The sequence below is a fragment of the Mucilaginibacter phyllosphaerae genome, from assembly GCF_004378255.1.
Classification (GTDB): domain Bacteria; phylum Bacteroidota; class Bacteroidia; order Sphingobacteriales; family Sphingobacteriaceae; genus Mucilaginibacter; species Mucilaginibacter phyllosphaerae.
Genome location: NZ_SNQG01000002.1, coordinates 208,966 through 235,406 on the forward strand (window position 1 = coordinate 208,966; position 26,441 = coordinate 235,406).

General features: G+C 44.9%; 22 protein-coding genes. 9 read left to right on the forward strand and 13 right to left on the reverse strand.

The window, feature by feature from the left end:
• The first annotated feature begins 3 nt into the window (after window positions 1-3).
• Genes E2R65_RS05785 through lepB form a run of 3 tightly spaced genes read left to right on the forward strand, consistent with a single transcriptional unit; the run spans window position 4 to window position 2,667 of the window.
• Entirely contained in the window at window positions 4-717 is a 714-nt protein-coding gene (locus E2R65_RS05785) for a DUF5683 domain-containing protein (protein WP_134335551.1), read from the forward strand.
• A gap of 35 nt (window positions 718-752) precedes the next feature.
• On the forward strand, window positions 753-1,502 hold the full coding sequence (dapB, locus tag E2R65_RS05790) for a 4-hydroxy-tetrahydrodipicolinate reductase (RefSeq protein WP_134335552.1): 750 nt from the start codon (window positions 753-755) through the stop codon (window positions 1,500-1,502).
• A gap of 28 nt (window positions 1,503-1,530) precedes the next feature.
• Window positions 1,531-2,667 carry a signal peptidase I gene (lepB, locus tag E2R65_RS05795; protein WP_134335553.1) on the forward strand — a complete coding sequence of 379 codons (1,137 nt, stop codon included), beginning with the start codon at window positions 1,531-1,533 and terminating at the stop codon, window positions 2,665-2,667.
• An 86-nt stretch (window positions 2,668-2,753) separates the two neighbouring features.
• Here lepB and ispG read toward each other — a convergent pair whose 3' ends face one another.
• A complete protein-coding gene (gene ispG, locus E2R65_RS05800) occupies window positions 2,754-4,796 on the reverse strand; it encodes a (E)-4-hydroxy-3-methylbut-2-enyl-diphosphate synthase (RefSeq protein ID WP_134335554.1) in 2,043 nt (680 codons plus the stop codon).
• Between the two features lie 262 nt (window positions 4,797-5,058).
• Here ispG and E2R65_RS05805 point away from each other — a divergent pair, with 262 nt between their 5' ends.
• Window positions 5,059-5,868, forward strand: coding sequence for a hypothetical protein (locus E2R65_RS05805; protein WP_134335555.1), 810 nt, complete (start codon window positions 5,059-5,061; stop codon window positions 5,866-5,868).
• 3 nt (window positions 5,869-5,871) lie between these two features.
• On the opposite strand, the gene E2R65_RS05810 is transcribed toward E2R65_RS05805, so the two are convergent.
• The 9 genes from E2R65_RS05810 to E2R65_RS05850 all read right to left on the reverse strand — a co-directional run bounded on the left by E2R65_RS05810 (window position 5,872) and on the right by E2R65_RS05850 (window position 18,272).
• Window positions 5,872-6,735: an NAD(P)-dependent oxidoreductase gene (locus E2R65_RS05810; RefSeq protein ID WP_134335556.1), complete on the reverse strand. Its 864-nt coding sequence runs from the start codon at window positions 6,733-6,735 to the stop codon at window positions 5,872-5,874.
• Window positions 6,732-7,739 (reverse strand): phosphotransferase enzyme family protein, encoded by a 1,008-nt coding sequence (locus E2R65_RS05815; protein ID WP_134335557.1) that lies wholly within the window; start codon window positions 7,737-7,739, stop codon window positions 6,732-6,734. Before E2R65_RS05815 ends, E2R65_RS05810 begins: the two co-directional genes overlap by 4 nt.
• Window positions 7,740-7,956: 217 nt before the next feature.
• On the reverse strand, window positions 7,957-9,288 hold the full coding sequence (locus tag E2R65_RS05820) for a TldD/PmbA family protein (protein WP_134335558.1): 1,332 nt from the start codon (window positions 9,286-9,288) through the stop codon (window positions 7,957-7,959).
• A gap of 3 nt (window positions 9,289-9,291) precedes the next feature.
• Window positions 9,292-10,929: a TldD/PmbA family protein gene (locus E2R65_RS05825; protein ID WP_134335559.1), complete on the reverse strand. Its 1,638-nt coding sequence runs from the start codon at window positions 10,927-10,929 to the stop codon at window positions 9,292-9,294.
• A 75-nt stretch (window positions 10,930-11,004) separates the two neighbouring features.
• On the reverse strand, window positions 11,005-12,705 hold the full coding sequence (locus E2R65_RS05830; protein WP_158285221.1) for a hypothetical protein: 1,701 nt from the start codon (window positions 12,703-12,705) through the stop codon (window positions 11,005-11,007).
• Between the two features lie 44 nt (window positions 12,706-12,749).
• Window positions 12,750-14,864: a DUF4175 family protein gene (locus tag E2R65_RS05835; RefSeq protein WP_134335561.1), complete on the reverse strand. Its 2,115-nt coding sequence runs from the start codon at window positions 14,862-14,864 to the stop codon at window positions 12,750-12,752.
• On the reverse strand, window positions 14,857-16,311 hold the full coding sequence (locus tag E2R65_RS05840; protein WP_134335562.1) for a BatA domain-containing protein: 1,455 nt from the start codon (window positions 16,309-16,311) through the stop codon (window positions 14,857-14,859). Before E2R65_RS05840 ends, E2R65_RS05835 begins: the two co-directional genes overlap by 8 nt.
• Before the next feature lie 2 nt (window positions 16,312-16,313).
• Window positions 16,314-17,171 carry a DUF58 domain-containing protein gene (locus E2R65_RS05845; RefSeq protein ID WP_134335563.1) on the reverse strand — a complete coding sequence of 286 codons (858 nt, stop codon included), beginning with the start codon at window positions 17,169-17,171 and terminating at the stop codon, window positions 16,314-16,316.
• Between the two features lie 105 nt (window positions 17,172-17,276).
• The gene (locus tag E2R65_RS05850) at window positions 17,277-18,272 is read right to left on the reverse strand and encodes an AAA family ATPase (RefSeq protein ID WP_134335564.1); all 996 of its coding nucleotides are present in this window, start codon (window positions 18,270-18,272) and stop codon (window positions 17,277-17,279) included.
• Between the two features lie 207 nt (window positions 18,273-18,479).
• Between E2R65_RS05850 and E2R65_RS05855 the strand changes: the two genes are divergently transcribed.
• Window positions 18,480-19,106: a DUF4159 domain-containing protein gene (locus tag E2R65_RS05855; protein WP_134335565.1), complete on the forward strand. Its 627-nt coding sequence runs from the start codon at window positions 18,480-18,482 to the stop codon at window positions 19,104-19,106.
• 49 nt (window positions 19,107-19,155) lie between these two features.
• Window positions 19,156-19,782, forward strand: coding sequence for an RDD family protein (locus E2R65_RS05860; RefSeq protein WP_134335566.1), 627 nt, complete (start codon window positions 19,156-19,158; stop codon window positions 19,780-19,782).
• Between the two features lie 396 nt (window positions 19,783-20,178).
• Here E2R65_RS05860 and E2R65_RS05865 read toward each other — a convergent pair whose 3' ends face one another.
• On the reverse strand, window positions 20,179-21,030 hold the full coding sequence (locus E2R65_RS05865) for a KilA-N domain-containing protein (protein ID WP_134335567.1): 852 nt from the start codon (window positions 21,028-21,030) through the stop codon (window positions 20,179-20,181).
• 682 nt (window positions 21,031-21,712) lie between these two features.
• Here E2R65_RS05865 and E2R65_RS05870 point away from each other — a divergent pair.
• Both E2R65_RS05870 and E2R65_RS05875 read left to right on the forward strand, forming a co-directional pair.
• Window positions 21,713-23,347: a TldD/PmbA family protein gene (locus tag E2R65_RS05870; RefSeq protein WP_134335568.1), complete on the forward strand. Its 1,635-nt coding sequence runs from the start codon at window positions 21,713-21,715 to the stop codon at window positions 23,345-23,347.
• A 4-nt stretch (window positions 23,348-23,351) separates the two neighbouring features.
• On the forward strand, window positions 23,352-24,689 hold the full coding sequence (locus E2R65_RS05875) for a TldD/PmbA family protein (RefSeq protein WP_134335569.1): 1,338 nt from the start codon (window positions 23,352-23,354) through the stop codon (window positions 24,687-24,689).
• Window positions 24,690-24,959: 270 nt separating this feature from the next.
• On the opposite strand, the gene E2R65_RS19600 is transcribed toward E2R65_RS05875, so the two are convergent.
• Entirely contained in the window at window positions 24,960-25,106 is a 147-nt protein-coding gene (locus E2R65_RS19600; RefSeq protein WP_158285222.1) for a hypothetical protein, read from the reverse strand.
• A 37-nt stretch (window positions 25,107-25,143) separates the two neighbouring features.
• On the opposite strand from E2R65_RS19600, the gene E2R65_RS05880 reads away from it, so the two are divergent.
• On the forward strand, window positions 25,144-25,743 hold the full coding sequence (locus E2R65_RS05880) for an FkbM family methyltransferase (protein ID WP_134335570.1): 600 nt from the start codon (window positions 25,144-25,146) through the stop codon (window positions 25,741-25,743).
• A gap of 10 nt (window positions 25,744-25,753) precedes the next feature.
• Here E2R65_RS05880 and E2R65_RS05885 read toward each other — a convergent pair whose 3' ends face one another.
• Window positions 25,754-26,422 (reverse strand): RDD family protein, encoded by a 669-nt coding sequence (locus E2R65_RS05885; protein WP_158285224.1) that lies wholly within the window; start codon window positions 26,420-26,422, stop codon window positions 25,754-25,756.
• Between the last annotated feature and the right edge of the window lie 19 nt (window positions 26,423-26,441).

Sequence of the window (26,441 nt, forward strand, 5' to 3'; positions counted from 1 at the left end):
CACATGCTAAAACAACTTTTAACCACCGTATTTTTTTTAAGTTTTGCCCTTTTGGCTATGGGCCAGCAGCCGGATACTCTGGCAAAGCCCAGGGCAGATACGGTTTTAAAAAAAGCTGATACGGTAAAAAAAACCTCGTTTGCACCCAAAATAAAAAAGGATAAAGAGTACCATCCGGATAGCACACACAGCCCAAGCCTGGCCGTTAAGCGATCGTTGATGGTGCCGGGCTGGGGGCAGTACTATAATAAGGGCATTTGGTATTTAAAGGTACCGGCTATTTATGTTGGCTTAGGTTTTTTGGCTAAGGCTATCATTGATAATCAAAAGCAGTATAAAGTTTTCTTGAACCTTGCCCGGATCTCTAATACCGGCGTTGTGGGCATGCCTGTAAAAGGCGATCAGCTATATGATACTTATGTGAAATATAAGCGCGAGTATGATTTGTATGTACTGAATTACGGCGCTTCATATGCCGACCTGGAGAGCGCCGCGAACGGTTATCAGCGCAATTTCCAGATAAGTATATTAGGTGTGCTGATTGTTTGGGGCGTGCAAACGATAGAGGCTTACATCGATGCCAAATTCATTAATTCGTTTACGGTAGATAACAATTTATCTTTTAGGGTAACCCCAACCTTTATGAATCAGCCTGTTTATGCTTCAAATTTTAGCAGTGCATTTATTCCGGGTATAAAATTTACCTTTACGCTTTAAAATAATTACAAAGCCTTAGCTAAATAAATTAACCGATGAAGATTGCATTGTTAGGTTACGGTAAAATGGGTAAAATGATAGAGCAGATAGCCCTTGACCGTAAGCACGAAATTGTACTGAAGATAGGCCGGGATAACGCGCACGAACTAACTGCCGAAAACCTGCAAAAGGCCGATGTGGCTATCGAATTTAGCACCCCGGCTACCGTTTTATCTAATATCGAACTTTGCTTTAATGCGGGTACGCCCATTGTGGTAGGTACCACCGGCTGGCATAAAGAGCTGCCGCAGATAAAAGAGCAGTGCGGGTATAACAAGGCATCGTTAATATACGGTACCAATTTTAGCGTAGGGGTAAACATCTTTTTTTATATTAATAAAATGCTGGCCAGGGTGCTGAACAACTATCCGTACTATGATGTACAGGTAGAAGAGATACACCATACCCAAAAACTCGATTCGCCAAGCGGTACGGCTATTACCATTGCCGAGGGGATCATACAAAACCTGGACGGTAAAAATGAGTGGAAAAATGTTTTGATAAGTGATGATCAGCCTGATGATGAAACCATCGCTAATAACGAGGTGCTGATAGAATCTTTAAGGATAGAGAACGTGCCGGGCACCCACACCGTGATATATGATTCTGAAGTGGATACCATAGAATTTAAGCACACCGCCCATAACCGTAACGGGTTTGCACTGGGCGCCGTACTGGCTGCCGAATGGGTAAAGGATAAAAAAGGTTTTTATTCTGTTGAGGATATGTTTGATTTTAATAATTAGTATTAATTTACTGCCCTATATTTAAATAATGAACTGGAAATTCTGGAATAAAAATAAATCAGCAGAAAATAAGAAAAAGAAAAGCGCCGGCCGCGAGTGGTTCGACGCTATCATATTTGCTGTTGTAGCCGCTACCTTGATCCGTGTGCTTTTTATAGAGGCATATACCATACCTACTCCCTCGATGGAACGCTCGCTGTTAGTAGGCGATTTTTTATTTGTGAGCAAGGTTAACTATGGCGCGCGTACACCAATGACACCCGTAGCATTCCCGTTTGCGCACCATACCATGCCCCTGCTTGGCACCAAAGCCTACTGGGATGGTATTAAGCTGCCTTATTACCGCTTGCCCGGTTTAAGCGAAGTTAAAAAAGGCGATGTAGTGGTATTTAATTATCCTATGGAGGCAGATTCGCCGTACTACAGGCCGGTAGATAAGCGCGAAAATTATATTAAACGCTGCCAGGGCGCCCCGGGTGATACCCTAAGCCTGGTTAACGCGCAGGTATATGTAAATGGCAAGGCCGCGCCAAACCCGCCGGGCGAGCAAACAGATTATACCGTTACCACCAACGGCATGGATGTAAATCCCGATATTTTGGCAGAGCTTAACGTATCTAATTATGATAACGTACCATCGCCAACCATGACTAAGGATGCTGCTGCCAAGCTTAAAACCTACTCTAACGTTAAAGCTATTACACCAAACTACATGCCCGCCGGTTTAACAGATCCGTTAAATCCGGTGTTCCCGGCCAGTTCACCCCAAAAATATAAGCTTAACCCCAACAATAAAAATTTCGACTGGAATGTAGATAACTACGGCCCTATCATCATCCCTAAAAAAGGGTGGACGGTAAAACTGGATAGTTTAACCCTGCCGGTTTATGGCCGCGCCATTGAAATATATGAAGGTAACAAGCTGGAGATCAATAACGGTAAGATCCTGATAAACGGTAAGGAAACTACTACCTATACCTTTAAAATGAATTATTACTGGATGATGGGCGATAACCGCCACGACTCGTTAGACTCGCGCTACTGGGGTTTTGTGCCCGAAGACCACATAGTAGGTAAAGCCCTGTTTGTATGGATGAGCTGGGACGATAACGGCTCGTTCTTCAGCAAGATCCGCTGGAGCAGGTTATTTATGGGGATTCACTAAGATCTTGCTATCAAATAAACAAAGCCCCGTTCGGTAAGAATGGGGCTTTGTTTATTTAACAGGGTTACGGAAATTACCTATTTAACCTATTCGGCAGGTTCTAACCAGTTGCCATCGCTTTTGATGATGCCGATAAGCTCATCAAGCGCGTTGGCCGAATTGATATTCTTTTTTACGGCTTCCTGCCCGCGGTATAGGGTAACCTTATCCGTGCCCGAGCCTACGTAGCCATAATCGGCATCGGCCATTTCGCCGGGGCCGTTTACAATGCAGCCCATAATGCCGATTTTTAACCCTTTTAAATGGCTGGTGCGGCTGCGGATCATTTGTGTGGTCAACATCAGATCGAACAGCGTGCGGCCACAGCTTGGGCAAGAGATATATTCTGTTTTAGAGATCCGCGAGCGGGTGGCCTGCAGTATGCCAAAAGCGGTAGACGTGATGATGTTGGCCGGCACCTGCGGTGCATCTATCCAAATGCCATCCCCAAAACCATCAACCAATAAAGCACCCAAATCGGTAGCGGCGTAAAGTTGCAGATAGGTGGTTAGGTCGGTTTGTCCATGGTCCATGGTCGATGGTACATGGTCTGAGAATGTATAGCTTCTCTTCACGATCACCGGTACATCCAGCTCCATCTCCTGTAGTTTCAGGAAAAAGGTGCGCTGGTCGGCCATGCCGTGGGCTTCATCAGTTTCCAGCACAAAAACCAGCGACTTATCCAGCGGGATCAAACCAAAGGCATCTGTATCCAAATCCGCATTTTTAATGCGCACCAGGTTAAGGGCCGATGTACGGTCGGCACCTGTACGGCTATACTCATCCAGCGTAAACAGCGGGTGGCAAAGCGTTTTATTGGTAAGCTTTTGCCAGGTTGTATAGTTATAAAGCTGCTTTAAGTTACCCGGTAGCGTAAACGATGGCAAACTATCGCCCAGGTAAACAAAATCTACCGATTGCTCGGCCATGGTATATTTATCCAGTAATGCCGAATACAGGTAGCCTGCATCATTCATTACAGCAGCATCCTTCAGGTTAGCCCGCGAAAGATCAATAACCACCCTCGGCACCATGTGGCCGCCTATAAAAGCATTAGCCTCGTAGGTGTCGCGTTTTTTGTATTCGTACGGAGAATGTGAAGATTGGGGTGCGGGGTGCGAGATGTTTTCTTCCTTATTCTTCGCTACAGCTACTTCGCTCTTCGCTCCTAAAATCTCACTCCTTAACGAATATCTTTTTACCAGCGCAATGGCAACAGGTGCTTCGGCTTCGGGTTCTTCGGTTAAGGATACACGCACGGTATCGCCCAGGCCATCTTCCAGCAGGGTACCAATACCCACGGCAGATTTGATGCGGCCATCCTCGCCGTCGCCGGCTTCGGTTACACCCAGGTGCAGCGGGTAATTCATACCTTCGGCCACCATGGTTTGTACCAGCAGGCGGTAGGCTTGCACCATTACCTGCGGGTTACTGCTCTTCATGCTCACCACAAGGCTGTAATAACCTAAGGCCTCGCACATGCGGATGAATTCCATAGCGCTCTCTACCATACCCTGCGGGGTATCGCCGTAGCGGCTCATGATCCGGTCGCTCAACGAGCCGTGGTTGGTGCCAATGCGCATGGCCGTGCCGTATTCCTTACAAATATTTACCAGCGGTGTAAATTTCTGGAAGATGCGGTCCAGCTCGCCCTGGTATTCCAGGTCGGTATATTCTATGGTATCAAATTTCTTTTTATCGGCATAGTTACCCGGGTTTACACGCACTTTTTCTACAATGCGGGCGGCTACCTCGGCAGCGTTTGGGGTAAAATGTATATCGGCAACCAGCGGCACATTATAACCGCGCATGCGCAACTGCTTTTTAATTTCGGCCAGGTTGTTGGCTTCTTTAATACTCGGGGCTGTTATCCGCACATATTCGCAGCCCGCGTTAACCATGCGGATGGTTTGCTCCACCGTACCTATAGTGTCCATGGTATCGGTGGTGGTCATGCTTTGGATGCGGATGGGGTTATTGCCGCCCATTGGCACATCACCAATAGCAACCTCGCGGGTTACAAAACGGGAATAGCTGGTTAATGAATTACAATAACGGCCTTGCAGCATTTTAACGGCATCAGCATTCATGCAGAGGTGGAATTAATAAGATGCAAAAATACGAAAGAACTTTGAAGGTTGGAGTTTGTTTGTGTAGGTATGGGGTAAACTTAATTATTTGCTTATATCCAACAAAAGAAAAAGTAAGGTACTGAGGAAAGTTTAGAATTAAACATGGCTGATGAGTATAAGCGATGATTGACAAAATACTTCAAATAATAATGTTAAAAAGCGCCTTTAAATGTCCGTTAAACAGCATTATTCCCTATCTTGGGTTTATTAATACGTCTACATGAAAAGAGTTATCTGTTTCCCGCTTATACTGAGTATATTTTTATCGTGCAAAAGTAAAACCGACGATTCTGAACAGGGCAGTAGCAGCAGGCTCAACCAATCGCCCGCGCTGATACAGCAGTTTAAGCCAATGATCAATGGCGTTTGGGTAAAAAAGGACTACATTAAAAAAGTAAAAAAGAGCAAATCGCCTTTAGAGGCTGTGGATAAAGGCAGGGGTATCACCGTATTATATATTGATACAGCCAAACTTACCGGCGACAGTATTATAGTGCCGGTTATTTTAAACAACCACGAGGGCAGTAACCTAACGCTTAAATTTCAACCAGGCAGAAACACAACCACCATTACTTTAGGTAAAGATGAGTTAAGTTATAAGCTTAAAAAAGATACAAACCTGATCATCTATCATTATAACCCGGATACCAGGGAAACCAATACCGACCAGTATATAAAGGCGATGGATAAGCAGCCTGCAGCCGGATTGGCCCCGGGCATGAATTTTATGATCAACCAGGCTATCCTGTCGGGCAGGTATGAGGGGGCTGACGCATCAGGCAAAAAAATTACCGCCAATTTTACCAATGATGGGAAAGTAACGGGCCTGGCCGGCTTTACCACTTATTACATACAAAATGACCTGATTACGGATCCCGACCACAGCCACGACGAGATCATCTTTAATCTGGGCACTACAGGCCAGAAAGCTTATTCGTTTATCATCAATAAAAAAACCTTAAGCCTTTACGATGGCTCAGAAAAAGTAAAATCTAACAAGCCCGCGTTTTCTTTAAAAAAGCAAAGGTGATCGTTAATTGGTGTTATCTAAATATTTATAGATAGCTATCAGATCTTCGTCTCCAAACTTTGCAGAAGCCTTCTCAAACGTATTTAGCGCAGCCTGGCCTAAAGGCGTGGTGAGGCCTATATCTTTAGATAGCTTCAGGTCTTTCACAATATTTTTAAGGCTGAATGCCGCTTTAAAATTATTATTGGTAATGGCCTCGCCTTTTAATTTGGTGTAAGGGTTAGCAATAGCTGCGTTGCCCAAAAGATCCAGCAAAACTGCCGGCTCGATGCCATTGTTTTTGGCGAGGATAACGGCTTCGGCAAGCCCTTGAGTGTAAAAACTAAGCAGGGTATTTATAGCCAGTTTAGCGCTGTTGCCGGCACCTGTTTCGCCAACGTTAACCACCATTTTGCCAATTTTTTCTAAAATAGGTTTGGCTTTTTCAAAGGCAGCAGCTTCGCCGCCCACCATAATAACCAGTTGGGCAGTTTCGGCCTGTTTAACGCTGCCTGATACCGGCGCATCCAGATAATGCAACCCCTGCGCCTTACATAACCCGGCCATTTCTTTGCTGATGGCGGGCGATACCGTGCTCATATTAATCATGATCTTATCTGTAGCACCTGCCTTTAACAAACCGTCCTCACCTGTAAAAATATCACGGATGGCCTGGTCGTCGGTCACCATAATGATAACCACATCGGTTTGCTGCAATAATTCTTTTGGGGATGATGCTGTTTCGGCACCTTGCTCTTTCAATGCAGCTTCTTTATCCTTATGGCGGTTGTAAACCGTAACGGGGTAACCGGCTTTCAGCAATTGCTGTGACATGGGGTTACCCATTAAGCCAAGGCCTATCCAGCCAATTTTTGTTGTATTTGTCATGATGGGTTAACATTTGTTGCGGTCACAACGTTTTCATCAAAGTATTTTTTTACCAGCAGATTAATAAAGCGTTTTAAATAAGTTTCATTCAAAAACACGTTCGACCAGTTTTCGAACCGCCTGCATTGCACCCCGAGGTAAAAGAAATACATACTAACACCCAGCACAGGCAACAGGCGTTTCTCTTCCGCACTTATCGGAGTGATAGATTCATACCCGGCAAAAAAGGCATTTAGCTTTTCGTTACGCTCATCCTCTATCTTTTCGGTACTGTGCAATTGTAATACGTAATAAGCAATATCCAAACACAACCACCCGTTTCCGCAAAAATCAAAATCAAACAAATTGATCTGGCCATCTTTAGTGATATTAAAGTTATCGAACCAAATATCCATGTGCACGGCACCTGTACGTAATTGCCCTAAATCGGCTTTGGCCAGTTCGTTTAGTAAATACTTTTGCGTAGATAATATCCAGGCCATCTCTTCGCTGTCAGCAGGTAAAAACTTTTGCAGGCCGGATATTGTGTCTTCTGTTAAAACTTGCGGTGTATAGGTTGCCCTTTGCAACCCTACATTTTTAGTTACCTGGTGTATGCGGGCCATGGTTTCGCCAGCTTTATGATGTACCTCTGCAGGGAAGTTGAGCAGCTTTTCACCCTCAGCAAAAGAAAACAATACACCATAGCGCATGCCTTCGGGTGCATTCAATTCCTGGATATGATCTCCATCGGCATCTGCTATTGGATAAGATACGGAGATCCCGGCATCGCACAGCAAATTCAATAACCTGATCTCTTCCTCGATCTCTAAGCGGGTGCGCCAGTCTAAACTATAAATACGGAATACATACTTATCAGGAAAGTCTTTTATCAGATAACTGTGGTTGATGCCTGTTTTTAAAAGCTGGCAGGTAACGCCGGTGTTTAAATTGTAAACATCCTGTACCAATACGCCCAGATGATCTGCAGACAAAACTGAACTACTAACCGGGAATTTTTGCATGATAAAAGCTTTGGGGCTGCAAATAAACAAAAACGCCAATAATAATGGCCTTTAAACCAGATTTGACAACTTTATTAAAGTTGTCAAATCTCAAATCCCAGAAATCTCCCTTGCACCGCATTCGATAGCGATCTGAACGTAAGGTTACTAATCTTCATCGCCATTAAGCGCCATTTCAAAACCAGATTTGACAACTTTATTAAAGTTGTCAAATCTCTTATACCGCATCTGATAACGAGCTAAATGTAAAGTCCCTGATCTTCATGGGCGGGATCAGGTAACTACGGTAGCTTTCTACGCTGATGCTGCGTTCCTGCTTGCCCAGGGCTTCCAGGTTGTTCAGCATAATTACCGGGCTCTCGTTAAACCTGAAGTTTTTTACCGGGAACATGATCTTACCATTCTCAATGTAAAACGTACCATCGCGGGTAAGGCCGGTAAGCAGCAACGATTGTGGATCTACCATACGGATATACCATAACCTTGATACCAGGATGCCACGCTCGGTACCTTTGATCAGGTCCTCTAAACTTTGGGTGCCACCCTCCATAATGATATTGCCCGGGCCGGGGGTAGGCGCTACACCTTTTTTTTGCGCCCAAAAGCGCGAGTAGGATAAGTTTTTCACTACGCCTTTATCTATCCACATGGTTTTTTCGCGTGGCAGGCCGTCGCCTGTCCAGGTTGATGATGGCAGATCGGGATTGAACGGATCAGAGTAGATGGTTACTTTAGGGTCAACCAGTTGCTCGCCTAAACGGGTACCGCCGCCTTTTTTACTCAGGAAACTGCGGCCCTCTTCTGCGCTGCGCGCATCAAACCGGAACATATTTTCCAGCATGTAGGTTGCTGCAACAGGCTCTAATATCACCGTGTATTTACCCGGTTCCAATGCTTTTGCACCAACTGAGGCATTAGCTTTCATACAGGCCACACGCGTGGCAGATGCGGTATCTAATTTAGATACATCGGTAAAGCCGCGGGCTGCGTAGCCGGATGTAGTGCCGCCCTCGTTACGGGTGGTAACAGAAAAGGTAACATCGCTGCTTTTGTTGTAGGCAAATAAACCTTTAGAATTCATGACCGCGTTAAACCCGGTTGAGTTTTCAAGAAAGCCGGCTGCAAATAGTTTGGCATTTTTGCTTGCCTGCAAACTTTTGCCTACCATATCTGCACGGCTTTCCGGCGTCATGGCGGCTGTATTGGCATTATAGGTTATCGACTCTTTAAATTCTGACGGACCAAGCATCGGCATGTATTCCGAATTTTCGGGAGCCAGCTGCGCCAGTTCCTCCGAACGGCGAACAACGCGCTCCAGCGAAGCATCGTCGAACTGATCTATAGTAGCCGACCCTGCTTTTTTGCCGTAAACAGATGTTACGCTAAGGCCAACCGTACTGATATCACCAGCGGTAGAAACTGCGTTTAAGGCATAACGTACGTTACCGCCCTCGCTGCCGCCCAGGCTTACCTCGCACTCATCGGCTTTGGAATAGTTAAGCACTTTTTTTAATAAAGCCTGTGCTTGTTCTTTTGTATATATAGGCATATGTTATCCGATCTTTCTTTTTGTGTTAATCACATTAACACCGTTAAACCTTGCTGTTGATGAGCCATGCGATACCGCGCTGCTTTGGCTTGGCTGGCCTTTGCCATCGTTGAACGAGCCGCCTAAACGGTAATCGCGCTGATCGCAAACAGCAGTGCACGAGTTCCAGAATTCCTGGGTGTTGGCCTGGTAGGCCACATCATTCAGCATCCCGGCTATTTTTCCATTCTTGATCTCGTAGAACAGCTGCCCGCCAAACTGGAAGTTATAGCGCTGCTGATCTATCGAGAACGAGCCATCGCCAATAATGTAAATGCCTTTTTCAACATTCTTGATCATGTCATCCACCGCCAATAGGGTTTTGCCCGGCTGTAGGGATACGTTTGGCATCCGCTGAAACTGTACATCCTGCCAGCTTTGGGCGTAGCAGCAGCCCTGCGATTCTTTTAACCCGATGATGTGCGCCTGATCGCGGATGGCCTGGTAATTTACCAATGTACCATCTTTAATGATATCCCATTTTTTGGTGCCCACGCCTTCATCATCATACCCCACAGCACCTAATGAACCTACCTCGGTTTTATCGCCGGTTACGTTCACATTTTTACTGCCGAAGTTGAACTTGCCCGATTTCCATTTATCCAGCGTCAGGAAGCTGGTACCTGCAAAGTTGGCTTCATAACCCAATACACGGTCAAGCTCGGTTGGGTGGCCTACCGATTCGTGGATGGTTAACCAAAGGTGACTTGGATCCAGCACCAGATCGTACTTACCCGGCTCTACCGTTTTGGCGGTTATTTTTTCTGCCGCCTGTTTAGTGGCAAATTTCATATCCTCCAGCATATCGTAGCGCTTTTTATAGCGGGTAGTTATGCCGGTTACTTTTTCGCTTTCCAGCGGCATCAGATACTCGTAACCCATACCAACCGGCGAACTTAACGAGCGGCGGGTTTGGAACGAATTGGATGCCGAATCTATCTTGGTAACCGTAAACGACGGGTACAACCTGTGGATATCCTGATCGATGTAGGAGCCATCGGTAGAGGCAAAATATTTTTGCTCGTTCACTGCAAAAATGGTGGAGTTTACAAAATTGGCCCCGCCTGCAATGGCAGATGCATTTGCCCCCAAAAGCAGGTCGACTTTTTCTTTAATGGGCACTTCAAAGGCGTTTTTTTCGATAGGTGTTTTCCAGCTTACCTCGCCATACCCTTTTTGCGGTGCCAATTGTACAGGGGCACTGCCTAATTTAGCGTTGGCTTTTGCAACAGCAACAGCGCGTTGAGCGGCTTTAGCCACACCATCTTTGGTTACCTCGTTGGTGGCCGCAAAGCCCCAGCAACCATTGGCAATTACGCGGATGCCCACACCGTACGATTCGGTATTGGCTACGTTAAGCACCCGGTTTTCGCGGGTGATCACAAACTGGTTAAGGTAACGGCCAATGCGCACATCGGCATAACTGGCGCCTGCGCTTTTGGCTGCATTCAGTCCGGCATCGGCCAGTTCTTTTTTAATGCGCACGTCAACACCCTCAAGCGCCTGCTGCACATCAATATTTTTACCAAAACCGTCTAAAGAGGGGAGCATCATGGCCCCTGCACCTACGCCGGTTAAAAAAATAAAGTCTCTTCTTCTCAAAGTTTATCCTCCAATAAATTAATTACTAAATAGCTTTTCTCTGCATCTGCAAAGGAGGGGTTCTAAAAAAGCTCTTTAAAAGAGGCTTTTTATTTCTGCCCAAAGGAAAGTACATGCCGCAAGCAACAAGATATAAAAATATATTTTCGGCACATCAATCCGCATTTTTTGCTGTATCTGTTTTGTTACAATGCTATTTATTTGATGTGCTTTAGCATATTTTTTGGTGGCCGATAATTTAGCAGATGCCTGCATAACTGCCCAGCTTTGTTTGGTGTATGCATACCAATTGTTGCTTTGTAATGTTTGCCATCCTGGTTTTGCGGGCCGGTATTGCGCACGGTATTCAAAAGGTATAGCAGCGTTTTGTAATGATGGGGTATTTTTACCGTTGATAATTAAAGGCGATGCATTACCCTGTGCTATTTGCAGGTGTACAGGTTCGCCCGCATAAGCCGGGGTCAAAACTTCAATCTGGCTTTCGTCGGGGTTTTCTTTTCGTGCGGCTTTGGTGATCAATGTACTCCACAATAACCAATAATCCTGCTTATTGCCGCCCAGTATCCAGGTAAAAGTATTATTAAGCGTAGTGAAAATAATTTTGCCCGAGCCATATAATGCGCTGCTTGCCAGCACTTGTTGCTGTGTATTCTTTATAAGTGGTTGCGTACCGTTTTGATAGGCTATATATGCCAACCCATTGTTAAGCTTGCCGGCACTTTTTTTACCGTTGATCAGGATCGGGCCTGCTGCGGGTTCCTTGCCAGATGCCCTGTCTACCGGGAAAGGTTGTTGTAGCCAGGAGGTTTTACCTGTACTATCTGCACGAACGATCAAACCTAAGCCATTATCGGCAACAGCTTGTTTTAGTGCGCTGTTTTCTGCAACACTTAGTCCGTTAAAAACTGACAAGTCGCCAAAAACCACATCAAACTTGTTTAAGGTTTGTGCCGATAGCTTGGATAAATTAAACTGATCGGTATTAATAAACTCGCTGTTGAATTTATTTTTGCTGATGGCCGAGCGCAGAGCCACGGCATAACCGTTTCCGGTTAGCCAATTCTTTAAAAATTTGCTTTCAAAATCCGGCGAAGCCGACAGCATTAAAATCCTGAGTGGTTTAACCGGGGCAATTTGTACGGGTATGCTACCCTGCAAAGCTGTATCAGCATATAGCGTAAATACTATTTTACCGGTTGTTTTAGGAATGGTAGACAGATTGAAGTTGGTTTGTGCGTTTGGCGGCAACATGACCGAATCTAAGCCGGTATTTAATCCGTTTAAAACCAATTTTACTTTTTGTGCCGATGTATTGTTGTATTGGCCCTGCACATGCAATGGCTCGCCTGCCTTGATGGATCCATCCCAATTTACATAGTTAACACCAACAGGCGCTTTTGCAGGGTGGAATACGATCGGTAACGTATCCAGTTGCGCTAATTCATCCTCATTTAAACCGTAGCCGTAAATATGCAGGTTAGTGTTTTTGGGCAACTCATTTAAACCGTTTATCAGTTTGGCATTGGGGTATTGATTTTTAATGACCGCATCTGCAGTGATGATGTTGGTATCTGCCCTGTTTAAGCTATCATTATTAAACCCAGTGGTTAATAAAATGGCTTTACGTTCAGCTGTTTTATTAAGCGCGCCATCATAAGCAATGGGTAAAATGATACAGGCCAATGCAGTTACCGCTAATACTACTGCTATGATGCGCAGCAACAGGTGCCTTTTGTTAGCACGCCTGTATTCCTGCCAGGCAAACGCTACAGCCACTAAGATGCAAATTGCGATAACGATGTATGTAAAGTTGCCCAGCATTAACGGTTAGCTTGTTTTAGGTTTTTGTAATACTGTTTAGACAGGCCCATATCTACCTGATTTCCCTGTGCTGATGGCATGTTTTTTAGCGCTATCAGTGTTTTTTGCAAAACACGCTCTACCGAATTGATGTCATTAAGATTTGCCTTGGGCGATGATAAGATCCTGCGCATGGCATTCATAGCGGGCAGATAAATTCCCGGCTGCTGTGATGCCCTTTGGCTTAACTGTAAATATGCCGCTTGCAACACCTGCCCATCAGCAGCTTTTTTTACCGGATTTTGCTTTAGTCCCTCTAATACCGTTACGGCTTTTTTCAAGCCGTCCGTTTGGTCGGCAACGGGTTTTATATCCTGCTTATTTATGGGTTGAATAATTTTATCCAGTTCGCCGCTTAACCGTTTTTCATCTTTTAAGGGCGGCGGGTTATAAGCCGTTTTGGCCACAAAAGAACGCGATTTTTGTTGCAGATCTTTTAATAATCGTAAGGCCTTGTAGGCAAACGGCAGGGCGGCCTGTGGTTTGTAAAGGCGCAGCTGTAGTTCGGCCTTCCACATTTCGGTAAGGGTGGCTTTTAGCTGGGCTTTAACGGTTGGCTCTAAAAAGCCTGCGTCCTCGGCATTATCATGGTCGTCGGTATATTCTTTCAGGATCTTTTGGGCATTGCTAAAATCAGCCGGGTCGGCAGCATCGTTATTGGGTGCGCCAATGGCATCTTCACCCTCTTCGCCCAAAAACTTGCCATAACGCAGGCGCAGCAGTTTTTGGTCGATGCCCAGGTTATTGCTGCGGGCGTTAAATTTCTCCAGGGCAATGGTATCTTTTTCTTTCAGCAATTGCTCGGCATCTATAATGATTTGCCGCTCGCTCCTGAAAAACTCGGGCTTTAAATTTGCGCCGGTAAGCATGCCGTTCATACTCAGCAACTCTGCGGTATCCTGGATGCTTACAGTGTACACATCTGTGCGGCTTAACTGTTTGCGGGTATCCTGTGCCTGCACATAAAAATAAAGTTCGTCACCAGGTTCCATATTTAAAGCCGGCAGGTCTATCAGTTTCTTTAAGTCGTATTGCGGTTTTTGCGCGGCAAAACCCTCGGCAAAATTTAGTTTGTATTCCTTAAACTTCACTCCCTCGCCACGGCCTTTGGCTACCGTGGCCATAATGGTTGCCGATATTAATCCGTAATCATCATCCAGCGAGGTATTTATATTTACCCTGGGCGCTTCACCGGCATCTATATAGGTGTACTGCTTAGGCGATTTCAGGTGGATCACCGGCGCAGCATCTTTAATCACCTGGATGTAGTATAGATCCGACAGCTTACCATCAATATTTACCTGGTAAAAACCCGCCTTGTCAATCAGCCTGGAAGCATACCAATTAGTATTTTTAGTGGGCTTTAAGGGGATCTGCTCGGTATTATTAAATAGCAGGCTTGCTTTTTTTATGGCAATATTGGTTTTAATTGTCCAGGTAAGAGTTGCGCCTTCTTCAACCGTGAGGCTGAATTTATCCCAGGTGCGCTTTGGCCTGTGGATATAGGCGGGAGGGGTTATTATGATCTCGACCGTACTTACCTGTGGCAGCATTTTTTCATTTGGGATAGGGGCACACTCGTTAACCGGATGAAAAGAACTTGATTGAACAGAACGCTTAGGCAGGTTTTTAGCTACCACCCATAACAAGGCAACCGAAACAAACAGGGCAATAAAAGCTTTTAACAGGCGGCTGCTAAAATGCTTATGCGAAACTTTAAGGCCCGCTAAAACAGCCGCCGTTTTAGAGGATGCAATATGCTGCAGCGGGTTTAACTCGTCTGTTGGTAATAACAATAATTGAGTGCTCTCCTGTAATTCCGGGTATTCCTTATTTAAAAATGCGGCAATTTTTTCATTGTTTATTTGCCACGGGCGGTGGATAGCTAAAAGTATTGCCAATGCTATAGGGAATATGAGCATACCCCACAGCCAGGTTGGCGAAAGCAGGTAGTATATTAAGCCGCCTGCATATAATGCTGCGTACAAGGCATACAGCGCATCCTCCAGCACGCGGTAAATTATCCGGCGGCGACGCAGGTTTTGGATCTGATGTATGCCGCCCGGTTTAGCCATTGTTTGCTTGTTTAGTTTGATGCGACAGTACGCGTTCTATGATCAATATAACTACAAGCATCAGCCAAAAATAGCGCGACAGATCAGTTTGTTGCGTTGCTTTAGCAGCTGTTGCCGGTTTGTTTTGTTTACGTACCTGCGGCTGAATTTCCTCGTTGCTTAAAACGCGTTTATCCTGTTTTGGCGACAGGTCAGTTTGATCCTCTGCGATCAGTTTTAATATCATCTTTGGGAAGGCATCACTCCAAACCAAATCATTCCAAAGCGGGTTAAAACGGCTGTAAAAATGGTAGGTATTGTTATCTAACTCCAATACAGTTTTACCAAAGCCATCTTTCCATATCGCGTCATCTTTGCTATCGGCATTTATTGTTTTAGCTAAAGCGATGTGTCCCGGCTCTATCCAGGTGTTTACATCCACAGCTTTGCCTGCCTCGTATTTGAATATATTTTTGCTGTTTTTTGCAGGGCCAATTATAACTTGTTCAGATAACCAAAATAACCAGTTTTGCCCGCCCGGTATAGATGATGGATTATTATATTGTTTAATAATCGCCTTACGGCCGCTAAAGTTAACCGCTGCCGATAATGCTGCCTTTAAATAACCTGCATCAAGCGCATATTTATCGGTGTAAATAGCTAAACGCATAGTGCCGGTATCTACTGTTATACGTTTACCATCTTTTAAACTGACGGAAAGCTGGCCCTTCTGCATATTGATGCGGATCTGCGGGTTGCCTTCGTTGTGCAAAATTTGGTGCTTATAAGTTACCCCTGCAGGGTTACTATTCCCTTGGGTAACTTTGATAGCACCGCTAACGGTTAGTGATGCCGATGCCAGCCATGTGCTGACAGAATCTGCTGCTGTGTAGGTTTGCCAGTACAGCTTCATATCAACCGCAGGTTTAGTCCCTTTAAAATAGTTGATGCCGTTTTGGGTGAAAATATGAACCGGGGTAGCGGCGGTAACTTTACTGTTTAAGGCCTTAATTAAAGTCCAGTAATTGCTTACAGCTACGGTATCTTTCAAATCGGTATCAGCTATCAGCCTATTCAGGTCCTGTTGTGCAAATCCACTGTCAAAATAATGAAACTCGTATCCGGCTTTACTCAATGAATCTACAGTTAGTTTAAATTTTTGATACGTTTCTTTAAAATTCTCTTTAGGGATGAGCAGCCAGCCTTTTGATTTTTGCATGGATACAGCCCTTTGCCAAATTGGCGACGCCAGCAGCGCAGCCAATAAAATCAGCAATAAACACCGCAATATCAGTAATAAAACATCCAGCAGTTTAAAGCTACGGCTGCTGCTTTTTGATGCCTCTGTTATTAATGATATACTGCCCACCTTCAGCGTTTTGCCCGGGCGGATATTCCATAAATGGATAATCACCGGGATACCAAGTGCAGCCAGCGCCAAAAACCATATTGGGGTTAAAAACTGCATGCCTATTTTGCCCCCTTTTTACGCCGGACCAAAAATGCCCGCAATGCTTCATCAAGCGGTTGTGCGATGCTCACCATTTGATATACGATACCTTTTGCCGCGAGGTTGCTTTTGATGCCTGCCAAATGTTCTTTCAATCTCACCTGATAAGCGTCCTTTGCCCGTTGGGTGTTTACCTGGATGGTTTCGCCGGTTTCCAGGTCCTGCAACGTCGTATATCCTTTAAAATCAAAGTCAATTTCGTTTTGCCCTATCAGGTGGAAAACAATGATCTCGTGCCTTAATGATGATAGCGATTTCAGTAATTCATCTATCTCGCCGTTTGCCTGGTACATATCGGTCACAAAAACCAATAATTCTTTACGGCCGGTGCCCGCAAAAAGCTCTTTATACTGTATAGGTTTGGTGAATTTCCCTGTCGGGTTTATTTGTTGCAGGTGATGAAATAACCGCTGTAAGTGCTGCGGATCCGGCCTGGAGGGCAGGGAGAACAGCCCGCCATCCTGAAAAACATTCAGCGCAACCGAATCGCCCTGCAGATTGGCCAGGTAGGCCAATGAGGCGGTTAGCGCTTTGGCGTATTCTATTTTTTTCACCCCGTCATCATCATGGTTCATAGATGCGCTGGCATCCACCAAAAACCTTACGGAGATACTCGTTTCCACCTCCGATTCACGGATGTAATACCTGTCGCTGCGGGCAAACATGTGCCAGTCCAGCCAGCGCAGATCATCGCCGGGTTGGTAGCTGCGGTACTGACTAAATTCCAGCCCGGGCCCCTTAACGGTGCTTTTGTTAAACCCGTTCATAAAGCCATCAATAACCGTTTTCGCCAGCAATGGCAAATCCTTAATGGTCATTAAAACTTTGGGGTTAAGCATTTTTAGTGATCAGAGAATGGTTAATTAGAGATTAGTTGCGCATAGTTTATCAGAACCCTCTCCTTTGGAGAGGGCAGGGTGAGGCTACAGCGCCCCTTTCCGTTCCACCACTTTTATCAGTTCCTCGGTTACCCTGTCGGATGTGATGCCCTCCGCTTCGGCTTTAAAGTTCATCAGGATGCGGTGCCTTAAAACGGCCGGGGCCATAGCGTGGATATCCTCCATCAGTACCGAGTACCTTCCTTTTAGCAATGCCCTTGCCTTGGCTGTCAGGATCAACGCCTGGCCTGCACGCGGACCTGCCCCCCAGCGTACCCACTCCTTTATATAATTAATAGTGGTGGTATCCGGGCGGGTAGCGCGAATGATTTCGCTTACATAGCGGGTCAGGTCCTCATTAATAGTTACCTGCCTTACCAGGGCTTGCGCCTGTATAATTTCATCGGCGGTTATTACGGCCTGCACATTGGCTTTTTTAGTGCCGGTGGTGCGGTTTAGTATCGCAAATTCTTCTTCGGGTGTTGGATAGCCAATTTTTATCAGCAGTAAAAACCTATCTAACTGTGCCTCGGGCAGGGGGTAGGTGCCTGCCTGCTCAATGGGGTTTTGGGTGGCCAAAATAAAAAATGGCTTATCCAGCGGATAGGTTTGCCCGCCGTAGGTTACCTCAAACTCCTGCATGGCCTCTAACAAAGCCGACTGTGTTTTGGGTGGCGTCCGGTTGATCTCATCAGCCAAAATTATATTGGCAAATAAAGGGCCTTTGTTAAATTTAAAAAAGCGTTTCCCTGTAACGTGGTCTTCTTCCAAAATCTCGGTACCGATGATATCCGTCGGCATCAGGTCTGGCGTAAACTGGATACGCCTGAAAGCCAGGTGCAGCGCCTGCGACATGGTTTTCACGATCAGCGTTTTGGCCAGGCCCGGCACACCCTCCAGCAGGCAATGGCCGCCGGCTAAAAATGCCACCAGCAATTCATCCAATATGGCATCCTGCCCTACAATTACTTTTTGGATCTCGGTTTTTAGCTGTGGTAATTTATCCAGCAGGGCTTTTATATTTTTTTCGGTCAGTTCCAAATATTATAATATTTCGGCCTCTCCCTAACCCTCTCCAAAGGAGAGGGCCGGGGAGAGGCTCATGAGCCTACAAGATATTATGCTTTTAACTAAATACCATGCTTTTTTATCAAAATATCAACAAAGTATCTAAAACTTTACAACATCATCGTTTTATTAATATAAGCGGCCCATATTTTTGTTTTAATTTTAGATTTTTAGCGGCAGATGGCGTACAGACAAAAATTTACATTTACAAGGTTAAGTTACCACAGCGGCGATTGGGATACCGATCAGCGGATGCCATCTAACTTGCTTAATTCTTTGCTGGAATATACCACCATCCCCATTAACGAGCACGAAAAGGTTATCCCCTTAAGCAGCGACGATATTTTTGCTTATCCGTTTTGCTACCTCAGCGGCCACAAGCTGGTGCAGTTTGATGCCAAAGAGAAGGCCAACTTTAAAAAATACGTGCAAAACGGCGGCTTTGTGTTTGTGGACGACTGCAATCACGATATAGACGGGTTGTTCGCCAAATCATTTGAGGCGCAAATGGCGGCTTTATTTGGGCCGGCGGCTTTAAAAAAGATCCCGAACAACCATAAACTGTATAACTCGTTTTTTAAGTTTGAGAAAGGGCCGCCTACCACAACCTTTGAGCTAAACGGCTGGGGCGATGACCTGGTGCACGACTATCTGAAAGCTATTGAGATAAATGGCCGTATAGGCGTTTTATACAGTAGTAAGGATTATGGCTGCGAATGGGATTACGATTTCCGTAACAAACGTTTCCTGGCCGAAGACAACACCAAGTTTGGCGTAAACATTATTGTTTATGCCTTAAATTCGTAAACGCGTAACGGCAATTATGCTTACCTTTCGCTCAGTTTTTTAATTGCACATGACAGACGGTTACTACATATCGCAGGGAGAAGAGGAGAACGGCCCATACACGCTGGAAGAGATGCTGAATATGCCGCTCAATGTGGATACGATGATACTATCGCCACAGCAGGACGACTGGCAGCGTGCATCAGACCTGCCCGAATTTTTTGAATACTTTGAAGCCCGCGGCATCTACTTCCCCACCGAAGATAACCTGGCCGGTTTTGGCTGGCGCTTAATTGCCTACGTGGTAGATTCCATCATCCTATCTTACCCTATATCATTCTTCAGGCCGGCTACCTTTACAGAGGTTTATGCCAGGGCAACAAACGGCACTGCTACTGTAGATGATTTGGTGATCATGCTTAAATTTAATATGATCAGCTTTTTAATTATGGCGGTGTACCATACCATTTGCGAATTTTCGCCCATGCAGGGTAGCCTGGGCAAAAAATTCTTTAAGATCAGCGTGGTGGATGCCGATGGCATGAAACTAAGCTTTGGCAGGGCACTGCTGCGCAACCTGGGTAAATTTGTATCGGGCACGGCATTAGGTATTGGCTATTTAGCCATCCTATGGGATAGCCAGAAACAAGCCTGGCACGACAAATGGGCCCGCACTTATGTGATCATCAAAGGTTAACAGAAATTAATGAGTGTTCATGTTCACGCACGTGAACACCGTGAACATTAGTTAATATACTAATAATCAGGCCTATGAAAATATAGCTGACGACATTCTGTCACCATAGGTTATGTAAACGCTTTATGCATCCCGGGTTAGATATTTAGGCCATTAAGATTTATTTCGGCAGCTCCTATGCAAAGTAGGTAACCTACTATATCCCTTGCGCGTTATTGCGAGTTATGAAGACAACCGACCGTAGGACAATTAGATATTATATGTGTCATTCCTTTAAATTATATTTAACAGAGTAGTATAAGTTGTTATTTTGAAGCTAATCTAAAGGAAATGATATAGTTATTAAAGTACGTACGAACTGGGTACGACAGCAGGTGGCATACGCCTATGAAACTATTAGTTTAATTTCTTTTTTTCAATATTGAATGGACTTTGGATTTTTTCTAAAGTATAAGATGAAGCTCTTAAAGCAGCCAATTGTTGAGAGGCAGCTTTTCTAAGTAGATCCAATTTATTATGACTTTCTATTCCTTGCTGATTTAATATTGCATTTAAGCCTTCCAAATTAGATAGTACTAACAATTCATGAGCATCTGCCAAGTCTCTTACATTCAAATTTTGTTTTGCCAATGTTGGGTTCGCCTGTTTCCATTGAGCGGCAGTAAATCCAAATAGCGCGACATTTAATAAATCAGCCTCTGTGCTATAAACCCATTTTTTTCTTTCTTCATCAGTAATCTTAGGAATCACATAATTTTTTATTGAATCTGTGTGAATTGTGTAATTAGCTTTTGCAAGAAAGCGTTTATAATCCCAATCTGAATTTAGTCGCTTAGTTTCTTCTTCTTTTAATCTTTGAAACTCTTTTACTAATAATAATTGAAACCTTGGACTCATCCACATACCGAATTGAAATGCTATGTCCTTATGTGCATATGTACCACCGTATCGACCAGCAGTTGCTCTAATACCTATTGCTTTTGTTTTCTCAATCCATTCTTTTACGGATAGTACATAATTGTTTCCACCTGCTGTATTTTTAATTGTACCGAAATCGGTATAATTAAAATCAGGATTATACATAGCCTCCCATTCTCCTAGATATTCAATTGTATTTTTTAAACTTAGCCATTTAGTAATGATTATATTTTCGTGTTGGCTTTTGGCCATATCCGTTAATGATATATAGTCATGATCATTTTGTGTAAAAATGGTTATTTCAACACCGTCTACTTTTATTTTACTCATTAAATTCTTTTTCTTTAAACATCTAACTTACGAAAAAAATTAATATTTTTTGTTCCTCCTCCGCATCCGCAATCGTTCCGCTTATGGTTTTATACATCATCTCCACCTACCCATAAAGAGATTGCTTAGTACCTCGCAAAGACGGGTAAATTAGAATTAACCCGACGAGATTGCTTCACCGCGCCGCCAACATCACAGCCCTGGTTCGCAATGACATGGTGGACTACTGAGCCTGACAACCTGAACAATAACATCCTAAATGCGGCATAGTGTAACGCACGGATAGCACAGGTATTGATAAAGCACTACCTTACAAAGGGCGTTACCAAGCCGCGACTTTTCTTTTTGGTTCTTTCTTCTTTTGAGAGAAAAGAAAAAGAACATCCACAGGCCAAAATTTGCGCACTGCCTTTCCTAACAGAGAACTGATCCGCGAATTGTCCTCAAGAGATTGCTTCGTAACTCGCAAAGACGGGGGTTAAATAGATAGTCAGCACAACTACTGCATCGAAAACCTTTACATGCGGCTAATAGTTCGACAGGCTCACCATGACAATTTGCTTATCTAATTTATAAGCCTCACCCAAAACCATCTCCGAAGTAGAAGGGCTTAAAAAAAAGTCTCCCCTTTCGGGGGAGATTAGAGGGGGCTTTACTATATTTAGGCTTTAATCATATCACTTTGAAAAGAAAAGACTTCCTTTACCTTACCGGCATGGGCATTAGTGCATCTATGCTCAGTAGTTTTACTGCATCCGGTACGCCTATTGTGCCGGGTACGCGCATGCGCGATGTGGACGTGGCTATTAAAAAGCGCATGAGCGATGTGGCCCTGAACGCCGCACGTGCCAAAGGCGCAACCTATACGGATGTTCGCCTGGGCCGCTACCTGAATGAGTATGTTACCACCCGCGATAAAAACATCGAGAATATTGTAGATACCGAAAGCTACGGCATGGGTATCCGCGTTATTGCCAACGGCTGCTGGGGTTTTGCCGCAACAGATAAGCTGGATAACGATAGCATTGCCCGCGCTGCCGAAACAGCCGTAGCCATTGCTAAAGAAAACTCGCGCATCCAAACCGAGCCGGTACAGCTGGCCCCGCAAAAAGGCTACGGCGAGGTTACCTGGAAAACACCTATAGAGCGCAACGCTTTTGAGGTGCCCATGAAAGAGAAAACCGACCTGCTGCTTTCTGTTAACGATGCGGCCTTTAAAAACGGCGCCAACTACGTTAACTCGGTGCTGTTTATGGTGAACGAGCAAAAGTATTTTGCCTCTACCGATGGTTCTTACATCGATCAGGATATCCACCGCATCTGGCCGGTATTTGGGGTTACTAAAATAGACGAGAAGAGCGGCAAATTTGAAACCCGCAGCTCGTTGAGCGCTCCGCGTGGCATGGGTTATGAATACCTGATGCCTAAGGCAAGCGAAAAAATAAAAAGCCAAACCACCCTATACCGCGACCGCTACGATATGCTGGAAGATGCCGGCGCGGCTGCCCTGCAGGCCGCCGAAAAGCTGAAAGCCAAATCGGTAGAGCCGGGTAAATACGACCTGGTGCTGGATCCAAGTCACCTGTGGCTGACGATCCATGAGTCGGTTGGTCACCCATCAGAGCTGGACCGTGTGCTGGGTTACGAGGCCAACTTTGCCGGTACCAGTTTCTTAACGCTGGATAAATGGAAATCGGGCAAGTTTAACTTTGGCAGCAAAAACGTAAATATTGTGGCCGATAAACTGCAGCCGGGTTCATTGGGTGCGGTTGGTTATGATGACGAAGGCGTGGGTACCAAACAATGGGATATCATTAAAGATGGCATCCTGGTGAACTACCAGGCCATCCGCGATCAGGCGCACATCATCGGGTTAAAAGAATCGCAGGGCTGCTGCTACTCGCAAAGTTGGCGCGATGTGCAATTCCAGCGCATGCCGAATATATCCTTGCAACCGGGTAAAGAAAAAATGTCCCCTGCAGATATGATCAAAAATGTAGAAAAAGGTATTTATATTATTGGCGATAGCTCGTTCTCGATAGATCAGCAGCGCTACAACTTCCAGTTTAGCGGGCAGCTTTATTACGAGATTAAAAACGGTAAGATAGTAGGCATGCTAAACGATGTAGCCTACCAGGCCAACACCCAGGAGTTTTGGAACGCCTGCTCGGCGGTTTGCGATAAGGATGATTACCGTTTAGGCGGATCTTTCTTTGACGGTAAGGGCCAGCCTATGCAAAGCAGCGCGGTATCGCACGGTTCATCAACAGCCCGTTTTAACGGGGTTAACGTAATTAACACAGCAAGAAAAATATAACACCATGGCTATATTAACTGAAAACGAATGCCGCACCCTGTTAAAAAAGGTGATAAGCTATTCTAAAGCTGATGAATGCCAGGTAAGCATTTACAGTTCCGATTCGGCAAACGTACGTTTTGCCCGCAACAACGTATCCACCAGCGGCTTTATAAGCAGTACCAGCATGGCCATATCATCGGCCTTTGGCAAAAAGCTGGGCGTTATTACCTTGAATGATTACAGCGACGAATCGATTCAAAAAGCCGTAAAACGCTCGGAAGAACTGGCGCATTTTGCCCCCGAGAACCCGGAGTATATGCCGATGCTTGGCCCGCAAACTTACCCTGCCCACGGCCAAACTTATGTAGCCGCAACAGCTGCCATTACCCCTGCACAACGCAGTAAAATGGTAGAGGATAGCCTGAATATCTCTAAACAAAACAAGCTTACCGCCGCCGGCTTTTTGCAGGATAGTGCCGCCAGCAGCGCCATGATGAACTCTAAAGGACTGTTTGTGTACAATAGCGGCACCAATGTAAACTTTTCGGCCACGATGCGCACGGCAGACGGGCAGGGATCTGGTTATGTAACTAAAGATTATAATGACGTGGGTAAGGTAGATATCAATGCCTTCTCGCTAATAGCGGCTAAAAAAGCGGCCGGATCTGTTGGGGCTAAGGCCATTGAGCCGGGCAAATATACCGTGATATTAGAGCCTGCTGCAGGTATTGTGTTGTTAGAGCAGCTATACGGCAGCCTGGATGCCCGCAGCGCCGATGAAGGCCGTAGCTTTTTGAGTAAACCGGGCGGCAAAACCCGCCTGGGCGAAAAGTTGGTGGATGAGCGCGTAAACATTTATTCGGACCCTACCAACCCCGAACTGCCTGCCACTACTTATGATGGCGAAGGCATGCCGTTGGATAAGCGCAGCCTGATAGAAAAAGGGGTGATCAAAAATTTAAGCTACTCGCGCTACTGGGCACAAAAGAAAGGGGTAAAACCGGTACCCGAAGCAGCCAACATTATTATGGAAGGCGGCACACAAAGCCTGGAAGACCTGATAAAAGGTACCGAAAAAGGAATATTGGTTACCCGCCTTTGGTATATCCGCCCGGTAGATCCGCAAACTTTGCTTTACACGGGCCTTACCCGCGACGGTACTTTTTACATCGAGAACGGCCAGATCAAGTTCCCGATAAAAAATATGCGCTTTAACGAAAGCCCCGTGATTATGCTGAACAACCTGGATGCCCTGGGCAAAACAGAACGTACGGTAAGCGGCGAAAGCAGCCAGAGCGCCCTGATCCCGCCTATGCGGATCCGCGATTTCACCTTCTCTTCGTTATCTGACGCAGTTTAGGTAATAACTCAATTCCCCAAATAGGCCAATAATAGGTTTGGCAACTTTTTAAAAGTTGTCAAACCTTAATTCCCGAATAAATTAAATAAGAAGCCGTTCACAATAGATTGGACAACTTTTTAAAGTTGTCAAACCTCAATTCCGAATAAATTAAATAAGATGCCGTTCACAAATAGATTGGACAACTTTTTAAAAGTTGTCCAATCTTAATTACCGAATTAATTTTATTTATTATACAGTATAATACGCCCGATTGCCCCCTGTTTAAGATTATAAAGTATATTTATCCGGATGGAAATTGTTAATCAGTTGTACAGGTTTAAACTCCTGAGAAGAATAGCCCGGAGCATAAGTAAGCATATCACCATAGGCCAGCCATTTTATAATGGTAAAATTTACCTGAACGCGCTTGAACATAAATGGGCGTATTTAAATGGCATGAGCTTTGAAAAACATGATCACGCACGACCTGCAGCAGCAAATATTTGGCATGGCTAAAAATTGCGGCCTTTTTATTGATATAGGCTGTAATGTAGGTGTAATGACCATAGGGGCGCTGCTGCATCATCAACAACTTAAGGCCATTGCATTAGACCCCAGCCAAACTGCAGTTAAACTTGTAAAACGATCTGTAAAGGCAAATAAACTTGGCGACAGGTGCACAGTTGTTAACGCCGCAGTGGGCGATGCCGATGGCACAGCCCACTTTACGGATAGCCTTGGCAATGCTATGGCAGCAGTACAGGCTGATGGGGACATTGTAAAACAACTCAGCCTGTCAAATATTTTAAATGCTTATCCTGATGTTAAAAAACTGGTTAAAATAGATACCGAAGGTTTTGAAACGGTGATATTAAAAGATCTGGACAATGTTAAAAATAAGCAGGATGTTACTTTTATAATTGAAGTACATAACCTGGGATATAATAATGGTAACCCAAGCCAGGTGTTTAGCATGCTTAAAAAACAGGATGCTATTATTAAAAGTTTAAACGGTGAGGAAATAACAAGCTTGCCTGATGGTGAGATAAGCCAGATACTGGTGAGTTTTTAGTGTTGGCAAACTACACATCCAGGCGGTCTTTAATAATCAGTGTATCGGCCAGCATATCGTGCAGGCACTGCTGTTTTTTATTGAAGAAACACATTAGGTACCCAACAAACAGTGTGGCTACCGAAAGCAGTTTGGCTGCGTTGCGGTTAAATGCTTTTGATGGGGTAATGCGTTCGCCATAAATATCGCATACGCGGATCTTTACAAGCTGCTTGCCATAGGTGCCCTGCTTTGGGCCGCTTTCCATTTTAATATTGTAAATAAGCTTGGCAAAGGGTGTAAGCGCTACTATCACGGCGGTGATGCCAATGCGTATCATCTTGTATTCCTCCCCCGGGATAACTACCAGCAGGATAAGCATCACCACAAAAGCGGCCAAAACAAACACACCAAACACAATCAGCCAATCTATAATAGAAGCCAGTGCGCGCTGGTCAAAACTGCCAAAGTACTGCAGGGGGAGGGGCTGCCTGCTAAAGCCAAAAAGCTGCCGAAGGGCAGCTATCTCATGGGCTTCTTTATAGTCGTCCATAGCGGCGGTTTTTACAAAATCGCCGGGTTTAATATTATGCTCCTTTAACTGTGCTATGCTGAAGGGGCCATCGGGTTTGCCGTTGATGACCAGGATATATTGGTCGTTAGCGGTAGGGATATCAATATTATTGCCGGATGGTTGCATACTGTCAAATTTAAACATT